Genomic DNA, 19402 nt, shown 5'->3' on the forward strand with positions numbered 1-19402 from the left:
TCGGCCGGAGACGGGGTAATCAACATATCTGGCGTTGACTTTTGGCACGCTGTTGAGTTCTCAAGGAACGGTCGCTTCCTTTGTACTCACCCTCTCGGGCTTTCCTCCGGGCTTCCCTTCATTCTTGCGTTTCCGACTCTATCAGATCTTTTCCGACCCGATTTCCTCGGTGCTTTCCAGGTTTCCGCTCTCGCGTTTCCCTTTCCGGCGGTTCCGACTCTATCAGATCCTTTCGGCGTCCGATTCCCGGTCGGCGGGATTGTCTTGGGCTTTTCGGCTTTCGCCTGTCGGCCTTTCGACATTCACTACGTTAGCCGATTCCCGCCGGGACTCATAATCGAGTTCCGCGAGTTCGAATTCAGGCATGCAGGCATGACGAATCCGACCCCGTCAGGGGAAGTCGTAGGTAGTGGGTGGCCGCTTCCGGCTGCTGGCGAATGCCGTACCCGGTTCAAGCGGCTCGGGCTACATTACGCACCCTCCAGGGACGCGTCAACTTGAGCGGCGCCTGGGTACATGGGCCCGGTAGGGGCTGACCGTGGGGTCACCCGCGGCCCAGTAACGCCACGGATGGACGGCCCCGTCGCCTCCCTCGCCGGCGACTCCGGTGCGCGGACCGTTGCGTACCTGGTCGGAGGGGACCGGTGTACCGCTCAGCATCCGCAGCGGGGTCTCGCCCGCGGCACACGCGTCCGTACCGTCCAGGGCCCGGTCGACGCCCAGGGCGGTGGCCAGACGCGCCGGCCCTTTGGCCAGTTCTCTGTCGTATCGGGCCGAAAGTCGACGTTTGCGGGCGAGGTCGACGCCCTCGATGATCTCGCCGGCGCGGAGCAGGACCGCGCTGGCGGTGCCCACGGGACCGCAGACGAGGTTCATGCAGAACCACATGCCGTAGGTGAAGTAGACGTACACATGTCCGGGCGGACCGAACATCACCTCGTTGCGGGGGGTCGGGCCGCGATAGGCGTGGGAGCCGGGGTCGTTCGGGCCGTCGTACGCCTCCACCTCCGTGACGCGGACGGCGATCGGGCCGTCCGGGGTGGTGCGCAGGAGGGTGCGGCCGAGGAGGTCCGGGGCGACCTCCAGGACAGGGCGGTCGAAGAAGTCCCTGGGGAGTGGCGTACGGTCCGGGGGCACGATCATGGCGTCCGAGCCTAGTCCAGGCCGGGGATGCCAAGGGGTGGTCAAGGATTCGTCTCCTTGCCAGGGTGTGGGCCGGAACCGGTCGCGGCCGGATCGCGTTTGTAGGGATCAAGGGTCCGTACGTAAAGGGAGAGTCATGGGGTTCAAGAAGCTGCTCGCGAGCCTGGGGGCCGGTGGGGCTTCCGTCGAGACGGTGCTCACCGAGATCAACGTCGTTCCGGGTGGCGTCGTCCAGGGCGAGGTGCGGATCCAGGGCGGGTCGGTGAACCAGGAGATCCAGGGGCTGTCCGTGGGTCTCCAGGCGCGGGTCGAGGTGGAGCACGGCGACGAGGAGTTCAAGCAGGACATCGGCTTCGGCAAGGTGCGGCTCGGCGGCGCCTTCGAGCTGCAGGCCGGAGCGGTGCACGCGGTGCCGTTCGGGCTGGAGATCCCGTGGGAGACGCCGGTCACGATGATCGACGGACAGGCGCTGCGCGGTATGAACGTCGGTGTGACGACCGAGCTGGAGATCGCGCGTGCCGTGGACTCCGGTGACCTGGACCCCATCAACGTGCACCCGCTGCCGGCGCAGAAGGCGATCCTGGACGCCTTCATCCAGCTGGGCTTCCGGTTCAAGAACGCGGACCTGGAGCGCGGTCACATCCGGGGGACGCGGCAGACGCTGCCGTTCTACCAGGAGGTCGAGTTCCACCCGCCGTCCCAGTACCGCGGTCTGAACCAGGTCGAGCTGAGCTTCGTGGCGGACGGGCACGCCATGGACGTCATCCTCGAAATGGACAAGAAGCCGGGGCTGTTCAGCGAGGGCAGTGACACGTTCCGCTCGTTCCAGGTGGGTCTGCACGACTTCCACGGGACCGACTGGGCGGCTTATCTCAACCAGTGGCTGTCCGAGGTCGGCAGCAAGCGCAACTGGTTCTAGGCTCGGAACCGCGGAGTCCGGCACGGCTTCCGCAAGCGATCAGCATCGATCAGGAGGTACCGAGGTGACCGAGCTCAAGCGGCGGCCGCTCCCCCATGACTTCCATCCGCCCGTCCCGTCGTTCACGGTGACGAGCGAGGACATCACCGAAGGGGCCACGCTCAAGGACGCTCAGGTCTACGCCCAGGGCAACACCTCGCCACACCTGCGGTGGGAGGGCTTTCCGGCCGGGACCAAGAGCTTCGCCGTGACCTGCTACGACCCGGACGCCCCGACGGGCAGCGGGTTCTGGCACTGGTCCGTGTTCGACATCCCGGCCTCGGTGACCGAGCTGCCGGCGGGTGCGGGCAGCGGCACGTTCGAGGGTCTGCCCGCCGGCGCGGTGCAGGTGCGCAACGACTACGGGTCGAAGGACTTCGGCGGCGCCGCGCCGCCGCCCGGTGACGGACCGCACCGGTACGTCTTCACGGTGTACGCGGTCGACGAGGAGAAGCTCGGTCCTGACGCCGACGTGTCGCCCGCCGTCGTCGGGTTCAACCTGCGCTTCCACGCGATCGCCCGCGCCCAGTTGGTCGGCGAGTACGAGAATCCCGACAAGGGCTGACGCACTCCGCGAAATCAGCCAACCGTTCATTGAACGTTTGCCCGTCCCTGGTCTTGGAAGTGATCAGGGGCGGGCAGTTTTTATTGCGTTGTCCATCTCGGCGCGCCCGTCCAGAGTTGATCCAAGCCCGCCGGGGGTGGGCACGGTGCACATGGGAGGTGGGCTGGATGCGTGACACGCTGGTGCTGAACGCGAGCTTCGAGCCGCTGTCTACGGTGACGTTGAATCGAGCCGTCGTCCTGGTGCTCCAGGACAAGGCCGTTGTCGAACAGGCCCACCCCGAGCTGCGCATGCGCGGAGCCGATGTGGACATACCCGCGCCCAGGGTGATCAGGCTGTGCCGCTACGTCCGGGTTCCGTTCCGGAGACAGGCGCCCTGGTCGAGGCGGGGTGTGCTGGTCAGGGACCGGCACCGGTGCGCGTACTGCGGGCGGCGGGCGACGACCGTCGACCACGTGGTGCCTCGGGCCCAGGGCGGACAGGACTCCTGGCTGAACACGGTGGCCTCGTGCGCGGAGGACAACCACCGCAAGGCGGACCGGACGCCCGAGCAGGCGGGGATGCCGCTGCTCCGGAAGCCGTTCGAGCCGTCGCCGCAGGACGCGATGCTGTTGGCCATGGGGGCGGAGGACCTGGCCGCGCTTCCCGGGTGGCTGTCCGGAGATGTCGCGGCCTAGTCGTCCGCCTGGCTGAGGCCGGCGGGTGGCTGCGGGTCGTTCAGGGTTGTTCGTGGTTTTTCGTGGTTGTTCGCGCAGGTCCCCGCGCCCCCAGGAGGGTCGGCGCGGGGATCGTGCGTTTCGAGGCGCCCTAGTCGATGGGGGGCTTCTCGCGGCGTTCCTGGGCCGGGACGCTGCCGCCGCCGTTCGAACCGCCGCCGAGCGGGCCGAAGTTGCCCATCGCGCCGGAGAGGCCCTTGAGGGCGTCGCCGATCTCGCTGGGGACGATCCAGAGCTTGTTGGCGTCGCCCTCGGCGATCTTCGGGAGCATCTGGAGGTACTGGTAGGAGAGCAGCTTCTGGTCCGGGTCTCCGGCGTGGATGGCCTCGAAGACGGTGCGGACCGCCTGGGCCTCGCCCTCGGCGCGCAGGGCGGCGGCCTTGGCCTCACCCTCGGCGCGCAGGATCTGGGACTGCTTCTCGCCCTCGGCGGTGAGGATCGCGGCCTGCCGCGTGCCTTCCGCGGTGAGGATCGCGGCGCGCTTGTCGCGGTCGGCGCGCATCTGCTTCTCCATCGAGTCCTGGATGGAGGTGGGCGGCTCGATCGCCTTGAGTTCGACGCGGTTGACGCGGATGCCCCACTTGCCGGTGGCCTCGTCGAGGACGCCGCGCAGGGCCGCGTTGATCTCCTCGCGGGAGGTCAGGGTGCGCTCCAGGTCCATGCCGCCGATGATGTTGCGCAGCGTGGTGACCGTGAGCTGCTCGATGGCCTGGATGTAGCTGGCGACCTCGTAGGTGGCCGCTCGCGCGTCGGTGACCTGGTAGTAGATGACCGTGTCGATGTTCACGACCAGGTTGTCCTGGGTGATCACCGGCTGGGGCGGGAACGGTACGACCTGTTCACGCAGGTCGATGCGGTTGCGGATGGTGTCTATGAACGGGACCACGATGTTCAGGCCCGCGTTCAGGGTCCGCGTGTAGCGGCCGAAGCGCTCCACGATGGCGGCGCTCGCCTGCGGGATGACTTGGATCGTCTTGATCAAGGCGATGAAGACCAACACCACCAGAATGACCAGGACGATGATGACCGGTTCCATCGTCGCTCCCCGTACCCTTCTCCGCCTCGGCAGATCTTTTGGTTGTTGAAGATCTTGCTGGACGAGTCTGACAGACCCTCGCCCAACTCGGGAGTCGTTCCACTGAGTTGCGTCGTACGAGGTCAGATGACGATGGCCGTGGCTCCCTCGATCTCCACGACGTCCACTGCCTCTCCGGCTTCGTAGGCGCGCCCGGTGTCGAGCGAGCGTGCCGACCAGATCTCGCCGGCCAGCTTGATCCGTCCGCCGGAGCCGTCGACGCGTTCCAGTACGACGGCTTGCTTGCCCTTCAACGCGTCGATGCCGGTGGCGAGTTGTGGTCGCTGGGCGGCGTGCCGGGCGGCGATGGGCCGTACGACGGCGATCAGGGCGACGGAGACGGCGACGAAGACGAGGACCTGGATCACGACGTCCGCGCCGAGTCCCGCGGTGGCCGCGGCGGCCACCGCGCCGATCGCGAACATGCCGAATTCCGGCATCGCGGTCACCACGAGCGGGATTCCGAGCGCTGCCGCGCCGACGAGCCACCACACCCATGCGTCGATGCTGTTCACACCGTCATGGTAGGGCCGGGGGTGCCGAGCCCGACAGGGTGCTTTCCGGGGGCGGGACGTCCGCGGGGCCGTCAGGAGGGGTCAGGACAGGGGGAGTCCGTGGGCGGTCCAGCGGTCGCCGAGCTGCTCGACGACGAGCGGGAGGCCGAAGCAGAGGGAGAGGTTGCGGGAGGTGAGTTCGAGTTCCAGCGGGCCGGCGGTGAGGACCTTGCCCTGGCGGATCATCAGGACGTGGGTGAAGCCGGGGGCGATCTCCTCGACATGGTGGGTGACCATGATCATGGAGGGCGCGATCGGGTCGCGGGCGAGCCGGCCGAGGCGGCGGACCAGGTCCTCGCGGCCGCCGAGGTCGAGGCCGGCGGCGGGCTCGTCGAGCAGCAGCAGTTCGGGGTCGGTCATCAGGGCGCGGGCGATCAGGGTGCGCTTGCGTTCGCCCTCGGAGAGGGTGCCGAACTTCCGGTCCACGTAGTCGGTCATGCCGAGGCGGTCGAGGAAGGCGCGGGCGCGCTGCTCGTCGACCTCGTCGTACTCCTCCTGCCAGTGGGCGGTCATGCCGTAGGCGGCGGTGAGCACGGTCTCCAGGACGGTCTGGCCCTTGGGGAGCTTCTCGGCCATGGCGATGCCGGCCACGCCGATGCGCGGGCGGAGGTCGAAGACGTCGACCTTGCCGAGGGTGTCGCCGAGGATGGTGGCGGTGCCCTTGCTGGGGAAGAGGTAGCTGGAGGCGATGTTCAGGAGGGTGGTCTTGCCGGCGCCGTTGGGGCCGAGGATGACCCAGCGCTCGCCCTCCTTCACCGACCAGGAGACCTGGTCCACCAGAGCCCGGCCCTCCCGGACCACGGATACGTCCTGAAGCTCCAGAACATCGCTCATGAGCGCGTTGTCTCCCCTTGCAGTGTGGCCGGTCTCGGCTGGCGCGTACGCCGGTGGCTCGGGCGGCGGCGCCGGTGGGCGCGGCCCTTATGAAATCTACGCCACGAGTGCGGCGCTCCATTCCATCGGTCCGGTCCTTAGGGTGGAGGCATGTTCTCGGAACCGCGTTCAGGACGCCTCGCCGCTTGGGGAAATGCCCTCTTGGCCGGACTTGTCTCTCCGGATGACGCCGTGCTCGCCATCGTCGGCGAGGACGCGGTGCACCGGGTGGCGGGACTGCCGGGAGAGTCCGCTCCGGTCGGGCTCACGCTGGCGCTGGGGCGGTTGCGCACGCTGGGGGTGACCGGGCTGCGGGTCGCGCTGCCGGCGCCGGGGCATCCGCTGGGGCTGAGCGGTCCGCCGGAGTTCAACGCGCGGGCCCTGGAGGCCGAGGAGGCGGTCGTCTGTCACGGCGCCGCGTTCGGTCTGGTGCCGGAGGTGTCCGAGGCCGGTCCCGCCGGTGATGTGCACGTCGAGGTGGTCTGGCACGTGCTGCCGGTCCGGGAGGCGCCGCCGGCGGACGTGCCGTCGCTGGGCGAGGCGGAGCGGGAGCTGGCGGAGGCGCTCAGGGACGCGACCGAGGTGCTGTCGAAGCTGGACGTCGCCGGGTCGGGTCCGGTGGCCGAGGCGGCGATCGACGCCTACCGGTCGCGGGCCGCGCGGGGCCGGGAGGTGCTGGCCCCGGGGTATCCGCCCAGGGCGGTCCGGGTCCTGGAGCTGGCGCAGCGGGTCGGGATGCTGATCTCGCTGGCGTACGAGAACGGGCACGGCGGCGCGGTGAGCGCCTCGGAGATGGCGGCGCGGTCCCTGGCGCTGCGGCCGGTGGAGCGGACGGCCCGGCGGGCGCAGGTCGCGGCGTACGACTCCATGGTGGAGGAGCGCGAGCGGGGGCGGTAGGACGGCTGAGGGCCGCGCCGGACGGCACGGCCCTCGTCGGCGGGGCCGGTGCTACTTGTTGGCCGAGGTGTTGCCGAACGCGGGGTTCAGGAGGCCGACCACGTTGACGGACAGGCCGGAGGCGTTGACCGGGACGTCGAGCGGGACCTGGGCGACCAGGCCGGAGGCCACGCCCGGGGAGGCGGCTGCGTCGCCGCCGGCCGTGGCGTCGGCCATCGCGGCACCGGCGGAGGCACCCGCTGCGATGCCGGCGACGGTGAGGGCGACGGCGGCCTTCTTGGCGATGTTCATGGGAAACGTTCCTCCTGCGGCTGCTGCTACTGGTACGACCCGGCCGTGGGCCGTGCGCTGATCAACGCCGGAGGGTCCCCGGTGGCACGGGGCGCGGGGCCGTGACTGCCCGTTCGGATCATTGGGCTGAAGAGTCACTGGGACTAGGAGCCGTTGGCCTGATGAACCCGTGAGCGGACATGCCGATGAATCGTCGAGCGGACATGCCGACCGGCCTCCCGGGGGCGCCCGGAAGGCCGGAGGTCGATGCCGCGGTGCGGCGCGGTCTCAGTGGTTGAGGCCGAGGTTGCCGAAGGCGGGGTTCAGCACGCCGATGACGTTGACGCTGTTGCCGACGGCGTTGACCGGGACGTGGACCGGGACCTGGATGACGTTGCCCGAGACGACGCCCGGAGAGCCGTGCGCCCCGCCGTCGGCGTGCGAGCCGCCGGTGTGGGCGGAGGCCATGCCCGCGCCCGCGGCCACGATCCCGCCGGCCACCATGGTCACGGCCGCTGCCTTCTTCAGGTTCTTCACTTCTTGACCCTCCTTGGCGATCGCCGCGGCGGTCGCCGCGGCACGCACTGAAGAACGCCGGTGGCCGGGAGAGGATGCGCCGTCCGGGCGACATTCCCACGACGGTATGAATCTCAGTCCGTAGGACGACCCTTCATGTTGTCGCCGGTGAAGCGTTGCGCAGGACGTTTCAGCCGGTCACGCCGTGGCGTACGGCCCACAGGGCGGCCTGGGTCCGGTCGGCGAGGTCGAGTTTCATGAGGATGTTCGAGACGTGCGTCTTGACCGTCTTCTCGGAGAGCACCAGCGCGCGGGCTATCTCCCGGTTGGAGCGGCCGTCGGCGATCAGCCCCAGCACCTCCCGCTCCCGTTCGGTGAGGGACCCGCCGCGGCCCTGGCCGGAGTTGGTCTCCTCCTGGGAGAGCAGGGCGCCGGCCACCTCGGGCTGGAGCACCACGTGCCCGGCGGACACCGAGCGGACGGCGGCGGCGAGCGCGTCGGGATCGACGTCCTTGTAGACGTATCCGGCGGCGCCCGCGCGCAGGGCCGGCACCACCGTGCGCTGCTCGGTGAAGCTGGTGACGATGAGCACGCGCGCGGGGTTGTCGAGTTCGCGGAGCCTGCGCAGCGCCTCGACGCCGTCCATGCCGGGCATCTTGACGTCCATGAGGACGATGTCGGGGCTCAGCTCCTGGGCGCGCTCGACTCCTTCGGCGCCGTCGGCGGCCTCGCCGACGACCTCTATGTCGTCCTGGATCTCCAAAAAGGTGCGCAGGCCCCGGCGGACGACCTGGTGGTCGTCGACCAGCAGGACCCTGATCGCGTCAGCCACCGGGGACCTCCATCTCGATCGTGGTGCCCTTGCCGGGCGCCGATTCCACGGTCAGCGTGCCGCCGACCCCGCTCGCCCGGTCCCGCATGGAGACCAGGCCGAGGTGGCGTCCGGCACGGCGGGTCAGGTGCGGGTCGAAGCCGCCGCCGTCGTCGGTGACCCGCAGCACGGCGCCGCCGCCGCGCCGGTTCACGGTCACGTCGACGTGCTCGGCGCCGGAGTGCCGCAGGGCGTTGTGCAGGGCTTCCTGGGCCACCCGGAGCAGCGCCTCCTCCTGGGCGGCGGGCAGCGCGCGGAAGCCGCCCGCGGCGAAGGTCACGCGCGCGTCGTGGGCGCGGTCGAGGACCTGGATCTGGGTGCGCAGGGTGGCGAGCAGGCCGTCCTCGTCGAGGGCGGCGGGGCGCAGCTCGACGACGGCCGCGCGCAGTTCGTCGGTGGCCTCGGCGGCGAGGGCCGCCACCTGCTGCAGCTCGCCCTTGGCGCGCGAGGGGTCGCGGTCGACCAGGGCGGCGGCGGCCTGGGCGGTCAGGCGCAGGGAGAACAGCTTCTGGCTGACCGCGTCGTGCAGTTCGTGGGCGAGCCGGGAGCGTTCCTCGGCGATGGTCAGCTCGCGGCTGCGTTCGTAGAGGCGGGCGTTGGTGAGGGCGATCGCGGCGTGCTGGGCCAGGATGGAGAGGAGTTCCTCGTCCTCCTCGGTGAAGCCGCAGCCGCCCTCGGGCTTGGCGCACCTCTTGTTGGCGAGGAACAGCGCGCCGATGGTCTCGTCGCCGTCGCGGATCGGCAGGCCGAGGAAGTCGGACATGTCGGGGTGGGCGGACGGCCAGCCGCCGAAGCGGGGGTCGGTGCGGACGTCGGCGAGCCGCTCGGCCTTCTCCTCCTGGAGCATCGCGGCGAGGATGCCGTGCTGGCGCGGGAGCGGGCCGATGGCCTTCCACTGGGCGTCGGTGACGCCGTCGACGACGAACTGGGCGAAGCCGCCGTGGTCGTCGGGGACCCCGAGCGCCGCGTACTGGGCGTCGAGCAGCTCACGGGCGGAGGCGACGATCGTCTTGAGGACGTCGCGCACCTCCAGGTGCCTGCTCATGGCCAGCAGCGCGGAGCTGACCGCGGCGAGGCCGGACCGGGGACCTTGGCTCATGTCCTCACGGTACCGGCGGGGTGCGACAGCGGTGATCGGCCGTTGGTGGCGGGGCGCCGGGCCGTTGGGCGTAGGCCTGGGGACCTAGGGCACGCGCCCCGGACCTGCGGCGTAGTCCGAAGGGCCCCGCAGGGTTGCGTCCGGCGTCCGAGGCGGCCGGGGCGGCGCCGTTCCTAGGTTGGGATCACCGCCGACGCGGGCGGACGGAGCCGAGGGGACGGTTGTCATGCCGGTAGCGATCATCACGGGGGCGTCGAAGGGGCTGGGGCGTGCGCTGGCCGGTGCACTGGCCGCGCGCGGCTGGGACCTGGTGCTGGACGCCAGGGGCGCGGAGGCGCTGAAGGAGGCCGCGGAGTCCGTGGCGGAGCGGGGGGTCCGGGTGGCGGCGGTGCCGGGCGACGTCACGGACGCCGGGCACCGGGCCGATCTGGTGGCGGCCGCGCGCCGGCTGGGCGGGCTCGACCTGGTGGTGAGCAATGCCAGCGCGCTGGGCGCCGAGCCGCTGGTGCGTCTCGGCGAGCTGCCGCTGGCGGGGCTGCGCCGGGCGCTGGAGGTGAACGTGGTGGCCGCGCTGGGCCTGGTCCAGGAGGCGCTGCCGCTGCTGCGGGGGTCGGCGGCCGGGGCGGTGGTGGCGGTCAGCTCGGACGCGGGCGCGGAGGCATATGAGACCTGGGGCGGGTACGGCGCCTCGAAGGCGGCCCTGGACCAGCTGGCGGCGGTGCTGGGCGTGGAGGAGCCGGGGCTGCGGGTGTGGGCGGTGGATCCCGGGGACATGGCGACCGGCCTGTACGCGGCGGCCGTGCCGGACGACGACGATCCGCGGCCGTCTCCGGAGAGCGTCGTACCGGCCTTCCTGCGGCTGCTCGACGAGCGGCCCGCCAGCGGGCGGTACGGGGCGCCGGCCCTGGTGGAGGAGCGATGACGACCGCGCTGCGGGTGCCTCGGGAGCTGTCCGCGCGCGTGCCGGCCGAGCAGCGCGGGCCGGGCCTGGAGCGGGACGCCGTACGGCTGCTGGTGTCGCGCGGGACCGCGGTGTCGCATCACGCCTTCGCCGAGCTGCCGGTGCTGCTGCGGGCCGGGGACCTGCTGGTGGTGAACACCTCGCCGACGCTGGCGGCCGCCGTGGACGGGCGGGTCGGGCACGCGCGCGTGGTGGTGCACTTCTCCACGCGCGGGGACGACGGCCGGTGGGCGGTCGAGCTGCGGGAGCCGGACGGCAGGGGGACGACCCGCCCGCGCGCGGGCACCGCGGCGGGGAGCGAGGTGCGGCTGCCCGGGGGCGGGCGGCTGGTGCTGGCGGAGCCGCTGAGCGCGCGGGGCGAGCGGCTGTGGTGGGCGCGGGCCTCGGGGGACGTGCCGGGGATGCTGCGCGAGCACGGGCGGCCCATCCGTTACTCCTACACGGAGCGGGACCAGCCGTTGTCCGTGTACCAGACGGTGTTCGCGCTGCCCTTCCCCGGCGGGGCCGGGAGTGCGGAGATGCCGAGCGCGGCGCGGCCCTTCACCGCGCGGCTGGTGGCGGAGCTGGTGAGCCGGGGCGTGCAGTTCGCGCCGGTCACGCTGCACACGGGGGTGTCGTCGCCGGAGGCGCACGAGCCGCCGTACGCGGAGCGTTTCGCCGTGCCGGCGGCGTCCGCGCGGCTGATCAACGCGGCCAGGGCCGGCGGCAGGCGGGTCGTGGCCTTGGGGACGACCGCCGTGCGGGCGGTGGAGTCGGCGGCGGACGCCGACGGGGTGGTGCGGGCGGTGGAGGGCTGGACGGAGCTGGTGGTGACGCCGGAGCGCGGGGTGCGGGCCGTGGACGGGCTGCTGACCGGGCTGCACGAGCCGGAGGCCTCGCATCTGCTGATGCTGGAGGCGGTGGCGGGCCGGGCCGCGGTCGACCGCAGTTACGAGGAGGCGCTGAGCGGGCTCTATCTGTGGCACGAGTTCGGCGACGTGCACCTCATCCTCCCGGCGGAGAGGCCTCACCCAGAGCATTGCGCCAGCAACTCCCGGTGAGATCGGGGCGGGGGCGATGTGAGGACGCACATAGGGCGCACATCACGTACGAACGGACATAGGAGATAAAGGGCCCCGCGATGAACGGGACAGACGACCCAGTCTGTCCCGTTTTGCCCCTCCGGGACCTACGACCGGGGATCGTACGTCACACCTTTGCCAGGGCATTTTGCGGCCGCTAAGAATTGCTCTCGTCGCTCAGCACCGCGGTTTCCCCCGCGGTGTTCGTGCAGGAGGAGCCGGTCTCCCCCGCGGACTACGAGCGACCTCCGCGCTATTCGAAGAGGTCCCACTGCTATGCCCAAGCACTCGCACAGTCCCACCCTGACCAAGCATCACAAGATCGCGCTCGCCGGTGTCGCCACCCTCGGCGCCGCCGCCCTCGCCTTCTCGGCCGTGCCGAGCAGCGCCGGGACCGTCGCGACCGGCTCCCCCGAGGCCGTGGCCAAGGTGTCCTACGACACGCAGGTCAAGGACGTCAAGGGCGCGGTCACCGACCAGCTCGCCGTCCGGAACGTCAAGGTCGAGGCGATCGCCGCCAAGAAGGCGCCCTCCGCCCACGCCCAGCACGTGGCGCACGTGAAGAAGGTCCACGCGGCCCACGTGGCCCACGTGAAGAAGGTCCACGCCGCCAAGGCCAAGGCCGCCCACGCCGCCCACGTGCAGCACGTCCGGGCCGCCGCCAAGAAGGCCGCCCACGCCGCGCACGTCAACCACGTCGCCAAGCAGGCCGCGGACCGGTCCGCGCAGCGCCCGCAGCTCCAGCAGGCCGGCTACGGCAACAACCTCGACGGCTGGATCCGCCAGTCCCTGGACATCATGAAGTCCAAGGGCATCCCGGGCTCCTACAACGGCCTGCACCGCAACATCATGCGGGAGTCCTCCGGCAACCCCAACGCCATCAACAACTGGGACATCAACGCCATCAACGGCATCCCGTCCAAGGGTCTGCTCCAGGTCATCCCGCCGACGTTCGCCACGTACCACGTCAACGGCACGTCCTGGAACATCTACGACCCGGTCGCGAACATCACCGCCGCCGCCAACTACGCCTCCCACCGGTACGGCTCGATCGACAACGTCAACAGCGCGTACTGAGGCCTGCGCGGACCTCTTCACGCATACGCCGAAGGGCGGCACCCCACTGCGGGGTGCCGCCCTTCGGCGTCGTGGTGAGAGCTGCTACTTGCGCATGACCTCGGGCTCGTGGCGGCGCAGGAAGCGGGCCACCAGGAAGCCGCAGATCACACCGAGCACGATCAGCGCGGCCATGTCCATGCCCCAGGCGCCGGCCGTGTGGTTCCACAGCGGATCCGTGCTGGTCGGATCGTCCGTGTTGGGCGCGATGTTGTTGAAGTCCAGCGTGGCGCCGTCGGCGCCCACCGCCCAGCGGGACGGCATCAGGAACGACACCTGGTTGACGCCGACCGCTCCGTTCAGGTTGAACAGGCAGCCGGTGAACACGACCTGGATGATCGCGAACATCACCAGCAGCGGCATCGTCTTCTCGGACGTCTTCACCAGCGACGAGATGACCAGACCGAACATCATCGAGGTGAAGCCGAGCCCCATGATCGGGATGCAGAGCTCCAGCAGGATGGAGTGGCCGAGGACCACGCCCCGGTCCGGGATCGTACGGCTGGAGAAGCCGATCAGGCCGACCATCAGGCCCTGCGCCATGGTGATCACGCCGAGCACGACCACCTTGGACATGAGGTACGCCGACCGGGACAGCCCGACGGCGCGTTCCCGTTCGTAGATGACCCGTTCCTTGATCAGCTCACGCACGGAGTTCGCGGCGCCCGCGAAACAGGCGCCGACGGCGAGGATCAGCAGGACCGTGGTCGCCGTGCCGTTCGGGACGGGGATGCCGGTCTTCGAGTTCACCGGATTGACCAGCAGGGTCTTGTCGCTGTCGATCAGCAGGCTGACCGCGCCGAGCACCGCAGGCAGGATCACCGTCAGCGCCAGGAAACCCTTGTCGGAGGCTATGACGGCCACGTATCTGCGGATCAGGGTCAGCAGCTGCGACCCCCAGCTCTGCGGCTTCTTCGGCCGCATCGCCTGCATCGCGGGGATCTGTACGGACTGCGGGGCGATCGCGTCGATGTCCGCGGCGTACATCTGGTAGTGCTGCGAGCCCTTCCAGCGGCCCGCCCAGTCGTAGTCGCGGTAGTTCTCGAAGGCGGAGAAGACATCGGCCCAGGTGTCGTAGCCGAAGAAGTTCAGCGCCTCCTCGGGCGGCCCGAAGTAGGCGACCGCACCGCCAGGCGCCATCACCAGGAGCTTGTCGCACAGCGCCAGCTCGGCCACCGAGTGGGTGACGACGAGGACGGTACGGCCGTCGTCGGCCAGGCCGCGCAGCAGCTGCATGACATCGCGGTCCATGCCCGGGTCGAGGCCCGAGGTGGGCTCGTCCAGGAAGATCAGCGACGGCTTGGTGAGCAGCTCCAGGGCGACCGAGACCCGCTTGCGCTGGCCGCCCGACAGGGACGTGACCTTCTTGTCCTTGTGGATGTCGAGCTTCAGCTCGCGCAGCACCTCGTCGATGCGGTCGGCGCGCTCCTGGCCGGTGGTGTCGGCCGGGAAGCGGAGCTTGGCCGCGTACTTGAGGGCCTTCTTGACGGTCAGCTCCTTGTGCAGGATGTCGTCCTGCGGGACCAGACCGATGCGCTGGCGCAACTCGGCGAACTGCTTGTACAGGTTGCGGTTGTCGTACAGCACCTCGCCCTCGTTGGCGGGGCGGTAGCCGGTGAGCGCCTTGAGGAGCGTCGACTTGCCGGATCCGGACGGGCCGATGACGGCGATCACCGACTTCTCCGGGACGCCGAAGGAGACGTCCTTGAGGATCTGCTTGCCGCCGTCGACCGTGACCGTCAAGTGCCGCGCGGAGAAGGAGACTTCGCCGGTGTCGACGAACTCCTCCAGCCGGTCGCCGATGATCCGGAAGGTGGAGTGGCCGACGCCGACGATGTCGTTCGGCCCGAGCAGCGCGGTGCCGCCCTTGGCGATCGCCACACCGTTGACGTACGTGCCGTTGTGCGAGCCGAGGTCGCGGATCTCCATACGGCCGTCGGGCGTGGAGTGGAACTCGGCGTGGTGGCGGGAGACCTGCAGGTCGGAGACGACCAGTTCGTTCTCCAGGGCACGGCCGATGCGCATCACGCGGCCGATGGAGAACTGGTGGAAGGTGGTCGGGCTGCGGTCGCCGTAGACCGGCGGCGCCCCCGCGCCACCACCGGAGGCCATGGCCGGGGCGCCCTGCTGCTGCGGGATCGCCGACGGCGCCTGCTGCCAGTCCTGTTGCGGGGCGGCCGGCTGCGCGGCCGGCGGCTGGGACCAGCCCGCGCCGCCCGCGCCCTGCGCGGCGTACGGCTGCTGCCGCGGCTCGGCCGTGGCGGCGGCGCCGGAGAGGTTCAGCCGCGGCCCGTCGTTGGCGTTGCCCAGGTGTACGGCCGAGCCCGGGCCGATCTCCGTGCGCTGGACCCGTTGGCCCCCCGCGAAGGTGCCGTTGGTGCTGCCGTGGTCCTCGATGACCCAACCGCGGCCGTCGAAGCTGATCGTGGCGTGCCGCCAGGAGACCCTGGCGTCGTCGAACACGAGGTCTCCCTGCGGATCACGTCCGAGGGTGTATGACCTGGACGGATCAAGCGTCCAGGTACGTCCGTCTGATTCCAGTACGAGTTCCGGCACTCCAAGCCCCATGAGTAGTCCCCCGAGTTACCCCCATCACAGGGAGTCTAGGGATGTCGAACATCGTCGGGAACTATTCCAGGCCCGGCCCTCTGACCGAAAGTCGGGCCTTGTGCGGGCCTCGTAGGAGCGCTTCGACTCTTTCCGTTGACGGGGTTGAAACCGGGCCGGAGAGTGGTAATTCACGCGAGGGGGACAAGCGCGGCGGAGCGGTCCGGCGCGTTCGCGGATCGGGGGGTCGACCATGGGTCCTGGCACGTCCGGTACGGGAGTCGAGCACACGGGACACGGCACGCGGCTGCCGTGGGGCGACATCCTGCTGTCCGCGATCGCCGCGGTGAGCTGGGCGTTGATCGGCATGGCGGGCACCGCGGCGCTCGGCCTGCACCTGCTGCGGGCCGACGCCACGGGCTCGCTGGGCCCGATGACGGCGGCGGTCGTGGCCCTCGGTGCGGGTGGTTCGGTCACGCCGAACGGAGATCTGTCCGCATTCGGGCTCAAAGGGGCGGAGGCCACCACAGCCATCGAGATCACGCCATTGGGGGTGAGCCTGGTGGGAGCCCTGCTGCTGTCCTGGTTCTTCCTGCGGTCGCTGCGCTCGGCCCGGACGGTGATCGCACCGGCCGAACTCCTGGCCCGCGCGGGCTCGGTGGTGGTGCTGTTCGTGGCGATGCTGGGCGGACTGGCCTGGGCCGGGCACTCGGTGGTCACCATCGACGGCGGCAAACTGGGGCTGGACAAGCTGCCGGGCACCGGCGGCGGGAGCGGCGGCGGGCTCAGGATCCCCGGCATCGGGGACGTAGGCGGGCTGCTGCCGGACCGCCTCGGCGATCTCGTGCACGCCAAGGCGGCGGTCGGCTTCAGCGTGGACACGGCGCCGACGCTGCTCGGCGGGCTCGGCTGGTCGGCCGGCATCCTGCTGATCGCCCTGCTGGCGTCGCGCCGCACCCCGCTGCCGGCCGGCTGGGAGGCGGTGCACCGGGTGGTGCGGCCTGCCGTCTCGGCGCTGGTGACGGTCCTGCTGGTGGCGGTCGCGGCGGGCTGGGCGGCGGCCGCCTACGCGGCGGTCGGGGACCCGCATCCGGCCCGGATCATGGGCGCGGCGCTGCTCGGCGCCCCGAACGGCGTCTGGCTGGGCATCCCGATCGGCCTCCTCGTCCCCTTCGACGGCAGGGCGACGGGCATCCTCACCATGGTCCTGCCGCACCCCCTGGACGACCTCCTGAACTCGCCGTCCGACAGGCCGGTGACCCTGGGCCGGCTGGCGGACCTGGACGGGCGGGTCTGGCTGCTGGGCGTGGCCGCGGCGGTGCTGATGCTGCTGGCCGGGGTGTTCACGGCGGTACGGACGCCGGTGGCGCGCGGCGGCGGTCGGGACCCGGGGTCGGGGGTGGGGGCGCTCGGGTTCGCGGGGCGGTGCGCGGTGCGGCTGGGCGTCGCGACCGCGCTCGCGCTGCCGTTGCTGGCCTGGCTGACGGACGTGTCCGTGGACGCGTCGCTGTCCGTGCTGGGCTTCGACGGGTTCGGCGCGGGCATCGAGCTGCACGGGCAATTAGGCATGGCGCTGCTCCTCGGCGCGGTGTGGGGCGCCGTCGCGGGGGCGGCGGGGGCGCTGCTGGCCCGCGCGACGGGCGCCGCCGGCAGCCGCGCGGCGCCCCTGGCACTGGGTGACGCGAGCACCGGACGGGCTCACCCGGGGGCTCCGGGAAGGCCCGGCGGGACGGACCCCGAGGGCCCGTACGCTCCGGCGCCCCCGTACCGCCCGCCGAACCCGCACACCAATCCCTACCTCCGCGTCCCGGCCGAACTGCGGGAACCGGGCGACCCCGAGCGGAATGCCTGGCCCGAGGCCCCACGGGACTCCACGGCCGACGCCGGACGCCCCGACGACGCGTGGGGACCGCGAAACACCGCAGCGGGCGGCGGGGGCTCAGAGAGCGAGTGGGGAGCGCGGGAGGCCGGAGCGGGAGGCGGACGCCACGGGGATGCGTGGGGACTGCGGGACGCCGGGGCGGGAGGCGGGCGGCACGGGGACGGGCGGGGGCCGCGGGAGAGCGGAGCGGACGGCGGACGGCACGGGGACGCGTGGGAACCGCGGGATGCCGTGCCGGGAGCTGGAGAGACATGGGGCCAGCGGGCCGAGGGGGCGTCACGGGAGCGGCGGGGCGCGGCGGGGCCGCAGGACCGGCCGGGGTCGTGGGGCGGCGGTGCTCCGCGCCGACCGGGTACAGCTCCGGAGGGCGGTCCCGGCGGCGCAGGGGGTCCGGGCGGTCGCCGCGACTCCGGGCCCGCAGGGCATCCCGGCCCGTCCGGCGGTCCGGCTGGCGCGGACGGGGCGGCAGGCGCGGACGGGGCGGGCGGCCCCGCAGGCGCGGGCAGCGCGGGTCAGTGGGCTTCGGAGGGCGCGGCGGCTCCGGGGGACGCACGGGACGGCGGCGGGGCGTGGTCGTCGGAGGAGTGGCCGGCCGCCGCAGGCGGCGATGCCGGTGACGGGGCGCCCGGCGACGGCGACGTGTACGGCGCGCCCACCATGGCCCGGCCGCTCGACCCTCCGCCGCGCGGAACGGGGCCGCGGCGGCCGGACGGTCCGGACGCGAGCCCGCCCCCGCCGCCTCCCCCGCCGCCGCCCGTGCGGCCCCGTCGGTGACGGAGCCCGCGTCGGCGGTGGCGTGCGGACCGTACGTGGAGCGGCGCCGGACGGTGCGTGAAGGCCGGCGCCCGGACCGTCCGGCTCCCGGCCCCGACATCGCACGCCCGTTCGCCCGTAGTGCGGAAGCAAGACGTCCGACACCGTCATGACATCTGTTGTTCCGTGTCCGTCAGGCGGACCGCCTACGCCTCGGGCACTGCGTGCCGGTTACGGTGGTCACACCATGAGCGATCCGCAGACCTCCGAGGTCCCCACTCTCCTCGTCAAGATTTTCGGCAAGGACAGGCCGGGCATCACGGCCGGCCTCTTCGACACCCTCGCCGCGTACATGGTCGACGTGGTCGACATCGAGCAGGTCGTCACGCGAGGGCGGCTGGTGCTGTGCGCGCTCGTGACCCAGCCCCCCTCGGGACTGGAGGGCGATCTCAGGGCGACCGTGCACAGCTGGGCCGAGTCCGTGAAGATGCAGGCGGAGATCATCTCCGGCCACGGCGACAACCGCCCCCGCGGCCTGGGCCGTTCGCTGGTCACCGTCCTCGGTCACCCTCTGACCGCCGAGTCGACGGCCGCCATCGCGGCCCGCATCGCCAAGGCGGGCGGCAACATCGACCGTATCTTCCGGCTCGCCAAGTACCCGGTCACGGCCGTGGAGTTCGCGGTGTCCGGGGTGGCGACCGAGGCGCTGCGCACCGCCCTGGTCTCGGACGCGGCGGAACTCGGCGTGGACATCGCGGTCGTGGCGGCCGGTCTGCACCGGCGGGCCCAGCGTCTGGTGGTCATGGACGTGGACTCGACGCTCATCCAGGACGAGGTGATCGAGCTGTTCGCCGCGCACGCCGGCTGCGAGGACGAGGTCGCCGCGGTGACGGCGGCCGCGATGCGCGGGGAGCTGGACTTCGAGCAGTCGCTGCACGCGCGCGTGGCCCTGCTGAAGGGGCTGGACGAGTCGGTCGTGCGCCAGGTGCGCGCCGAGGTGCGGCTGACGCCCGGTGCCCGGACGCTGATCCGCACGCTGAAGCGGCTCGGCTACCAAGTGGGCGTCGTCTCCGGCGGCTTCACCCAGGTCACCGACGACCTGCAGGACCGGCTCGGGCTGGACTTCGCCCAGGCCAACACGCTGGAGATCGTCGACGGCAAGCTGACCGGCCGGGTGACCGGCGAGATCGTGGACCGCGCGGGCAAGGCCCGCCTGCTGCGCCGGTTCGCCGCCGAGGCGGGCGTGCCGCTGTCGCAGACGGTGGCCATCGGCGACGGCGCCAACGACCTGGACATGCTGAACGCGGCCGGTCTCGGGGTCGCCTTCAACGCCAAGCCGGTGGTCCGCAAGGCCGCTCACACGGCGGTCAACTTCCCGTTCCTGGACACGGTGCTGTACCTGCTGGGCGTCACCCGCGAAGAGGTCGAGGCCGCGGACACCCACGACGAGAGCTGACCCGGCGGACCCTCCCGTCACCAGGGGCCCGGCACCGGAAAACGGTGCCGGGCCCCTGGTCGTCCGCGCCGGGAGCGGTGGCCGTACGA

General features: G+C 71.5%; 17 protein-coding genes and 1 pseudogene. 9 read left to right on the forward strand and 9 right to left on the reverse strand.

Annotated elements, in window-relative coordinates; all coding sequences use genetic code 11:
* Nucleotides 1–492: 492 nt before the first annotated feature.
* The gene (locus ACIQOE_RS00005) at nucleotides 493–1143 is read right to left on the reverse strand and encodes a DNA-3-methyladenine glycosylase (protein ID WP_362644949.1); all 651 of its coding nucleotides are present in this window, start codon (nucleotides 1141–1143) and stop codon (nucleotides 493–495) included.
* A 136-nt stretch (nucleotides 1144–1279) separates the two neighbouring features.
* On the opposite strand from ACIQOE_RS00005, the gene ACIQOE_RS00010 reads away from it, so the two are divergent.
* The 3 genes from ACIQOE_RS00010 (at nucleotide 1280) to ACIQOE_RS00020 (ending at nucleotide 3343) form a co-directional block, all read left to right on the forward strand.
* Nucleotides 1280–2062 carry a sporulation protein gene (locus tag ACIQOE_RS00010; RefSeq protein WP_351329134.1) on the forward strand — a complete coding sequence of 261 codons (783 nt, stop codon included), beginning with the start codon at nucleotides 1280–1282 and terminating at the stop codon, nucleotides 2060–2062.
* Nucleotides 2063–2126: 64 nt separating this feature from the next.
* A complete protein-coding gene (locus ACIQOE_RS00015) occupies nucleotides 2127–2666 on the forward strand; it encodes a YbhB/YbcL family Raf kinase inhibitor-like protein (protein WP_365555585.1) in 540 nt (179 codons plus the stop codon).
* Nucleotides 2667–2833: 167 nt separating this feature from the next.
* Complete coding sequence (locus ACIQOE_RS00020) at nucleotides 2834–3343, forward strand: HNH endonuclease (protein WP_365555583.1); 510 nt, start codon at nucleotides 2834–2836, stop codon at nucleotides 3341–3343.
* A gap of 130 nt (nucleotides 3344–3473) precedes the next feature.
* Here ACIQOE_RS00020 and ACIQOE_RS00025 read toward each other — a convergent pair whose 3' ends face one another.
* The 3 genes from ACIQOE_RS00025 to ACIQOE_RS00035 form a co-directional block, all read right to left on the reverse strand.
* Nucleotides 3474–4418: an SPFH domain-containing protein gene (locus ACIQOE_RS00025; RefSeq protein WP_351329138.1), complete on the reverse strand. Its 945-nt coding sequence runs from the start codon at nucleotides 4416–4418 to the stop codon at nucleotides 3474–3476.
* A gap of 122 nt (nucleotides 4419–4540) precedes the next feature.
* Entirely contained in the window at nucleotides 4541–4972 is a 432-nt protein-coding gene (locus ACIQOE_RS00030) for an NfeD family protein (RefSeq protein WP_351329140.1), read from the reverse strand.
* A gap of 81 nt (nucleotides 4973–5053) precedes the next feature.
* Nucleotides 5054–5845 carry an ABC transporter ATP-binding protein gene (locus ACIQOE_RS00035; protein ID WP_351329142.1) on the reverse strand — a complete coding sequence of 264 codons (792 nt, stop codon included), beginning with the start codon at nucleotides 5843–5845 and terminating at the stop codon, nucleotides 5054–5056.
* 150 nt (nucleotides 5846–5995) lie between these two features.
* Between ACIQOE_RS00035 and ACIQOE_RS00040 the strand changes: the two genes are divergently transcribed.
* A complete protein-coding gene (locus ACIQOE_RS00040; RefSeq protein WP_362644953.1) occupies nucleotides 5996–6781 on the forward strand; it encodes a hypothetical protein in 786 nt (261 codons plus the stop codon).
* A 51-nt stretch (nucleotides 6782–6832) separates the two neighbouring features.
* Here the strand turns inward: ACIQOE_RS00040 and ACIQOE_RS00045 are convergent, their stop codons facing one another.
* The 4 genes from ACIQOE_RS00045 to ACIQOE_RS00060 form a co-directional block, all read right to left on the reverse strand.
* A complete protein-coding gene (locus ACIQOE_RS00045) occupies nucleotides 6833–7072 on the reverse strand; it encodes a chaplin (protein ID WP_351329146.1) in 240 nt (79 codons plus the stop codon).
* A gap of 267 nt (nucleotides 7073–7339) precedes the next feature.
* Entirely contained in the window at nucleotides 7340–7588 is a 249-nt protein-coding gene (locus ACIQOE_RS00050) for a chaplin (protein WP_351329147.1), read from the reverse strand.
* Nucleotides 7589–7757: 169 nt separating this feature from the next.
* Complete coding sequence (locus ACIQOE_RS00055) at nucleotides 7758–8399, reverse strand: response regulator transcription factor (RefSeq protein ID WP_362644957.1); 642 nt, start codon at nucleotides 8397–8399, stop codon at nucleotides 7758–7760.
* Entirely contained in the window at nucleotides 8392–9537 is a 1146-nt protein-coding gene (locus tag ACIQOE_RS00060) for a GAF domain-containing sensor histidine kinase (protein ID WP_365555578.1), read from the reverse strand. The genes ACIQOE_RS00055 and ACIQOE_RS00060 overlap by 8 nt, the downstream gene beginning before the upstream one ends.
* Nucleotides 9538–9763: 226 nt before the next feature.
* Here ACIQOE_RS00060 and ACIQOE_RS00065 point away from each other — a divergent pair, with 226 nt between their 5' ends.
* From ACIQOE_RS00065 to ACIQOE_RS00075, 3 genes are all read left to right on the forward strand, one after another.
* Nucleotides 9764–10459 carry an SDR family NAD(P)-dependent oxidoreductase gene (locus tag ACIQOE_RS00065; protein ID WP_362644960.1) on the forward strand — a complete coding sequence of 232 codons (696 nt, stop codon included), beginning with the start codon at nucleotides 9764–9766 and terminating at the stop codon, nucleotides 10457–10459.
* A complete protein-coding gene (locus tag ACIQOE_RS00070; RefSeq protein WP_401408538.1) occupies nucleotides 10456–11538 on the forward strand; it encodes an S-adenosylmethionine:tRNA ribosyltransferase-isomerase in 1083 nt (360 codons plus the stop codon). The genes ACIQOE_RS00065 and ACIQOE_RS00070 overlap by 4 nt, the downstream gene beginning before the upstream one ends.
* Nucleotides 11539–11835: 297 nt before the next feature.
* Nucleotides 11836–12636, forward strand: a complete 801-nt coding sequence (locus ACIQOE_RS00075; protein ID WP_401408541.1) for a transglycosylase SLT domain-containing protein — start codon at nucleotides 11836–11838, stop codon at nucleotides 12634–12636.
* 84 nt (nucleotides 12637–12720) lie between these two features.
* Here ACIQOE_RS00075 and ACIQOE_RS00080 read toward each other — a convergent pair whose 3' ends face one another.
* Nucleotides 12721–15243: an FHA domain-containing protein gene (locus ACIQOE_RS00080; protein ID WP_365555572.1), complete on the reverse strand. Its 2523-nt coding sequence runs from the start codon at nucleotides 15241–15243 to the stop codon at nucleotides 12721–12723.
* Nucleotides 15244–15475: 232 nt separating this feature from the next.
* Between ACIQOE_RS00080 and ACIQOE_RS00085 the strand changes: the two are divergent.
* Both ACIQOE_RS00085 and serB read left to right on the forward strand, forming a co-directional pair.
* A pseudogene (locus ACIQOE_RS00085) lies at nucleotides 15476–17146 on the forward strand (streptophobe family protein); the annotation flags it as partial.
* Nucleotides 17147–18104: 958 nt separating this feature from the next.
* Complete coding sequence (gene serB, locus ACIQOE_RS00090; RefSeq protein ID WP_351326058.1) at nucleotides 18105–19313, forward strand: phosphoserine phosphatase SerB; 1209 nt, start codon at nucleotides 18105–18107, stop codon at nucleotides 19311–19313.
* The last annotated feature ends 89 nt before the right edge of the window (nucleotides 19314–19402 follow it).

The sequence above is a fragment of the Streptomyces sp. NPDC091282 genome, from assembly GCF_044757385.1.
Taxonomy (GTDB): domain Bacteria; phylum Actinomycetota; class Actinomycetes; order Streptomycetales; family Streptomycetaceae; genus Streptomyces; species Streptomyces gramineus.

Excerpts from the sequence above, each read along its gene's own strand:
- ACIQOE_RS00005 (WP_362644949.1), bottom strand. The coding sequence starts at position 1,143 with ATGATCGTGCCCCCGGACCGTACGCCACTCCCCAGGGACTTCTTCGAC.
- ACIQOE_RS00010 (WP_351329134.1), top strand. The coding sequence starts at position 1,280 with ATGGGGTTCAAGAAGCTGCTCGCGAGCCTGGGGGCCGGTGGGGCTTCC.
- ACIQOE_RS00020 (WP_365555583.1), top strand. The coding sequence starts at position 2,834 with ATGCGTGACACGCTGGTGCTGAACGCGAGCTTCGAGCCGCTGTCTACG.
- ACIQOE_RS00025 (WP_351329138.1), bottom strand. The coding sequence starts at position 4,418 with ATGGAACCGGTCATCATCGTCCTGGTCATTCTGGTGGTGTTGGTCTTC.
- ACIQOE_RS00035 (WP_351329142.1), bottom strand. The coding sequence starts at position 5,845 with ATGAGCGATGTTCTGGAGCTTCAGGACGTATCCGTGGTCCGGGAGGGC.
- ACIQOE_RS00040 (WP_362644953.1), top strand. The coding sequence starts at position 5,996 with ATGTTCTCGGAACCGCGTTCAGGACGCCTCGCCGCTTGGGGAAATGCC.
- ACIQOE_RS00045 (WP_351329146.1), bottom strand. The coding sequence starts at position 7,072 with ATGAACATCGCCAAGAAGGCCGCCGTCGCCCTCACCGTCGCCGGCATC.
- ACIQOE_RS00060 (WP_365555578.1), bottom strand. The coding sequence starts at position 9,537 with ATGAGCCAAGGTCCCCGGTCCGGCCTCGCCGCGGTCAGCTCCGCGCTG.
- ACIQOE_RS00065 (WP_362644960.1), top strand. The coding sequence starts at position 9,764 with ATGCCGGTAGCGATCATCACGGGGGCGTCGAAGGGGCTGGGGCGTGCG.
- ACIQOE_RS00070 (WP_401408538.1), top strand. The coding sequence starts at position 10,456 with ATGACGACCGCGCTGCGGGTGCCTCGGGAGCTGTCCGCGCGCGTGCCG.
- ACIQOE_RS00075 (WP_401408541.1), top strand. The coding sequence starts at position 11,836 with ATGCCCAAGCACTCGCACAGTCCCACCCTGACCAAGCATCACAAGATC.
- ACIQOE_RS00080 (WP_365555572.1), bottom strand. The coding sequence starts at position 15,243 with ATGGGGCTTGGAGTGCCGGAACTCGTACTGGAATCAGACGGACGTACC.
- serB (WP_351326058.1), top strand. The coding sequence starts at position 18,105 with ATGAGCGATCCGCAGACCTCCGAGGTCCCCACTCTCCTCGTCAAGATT.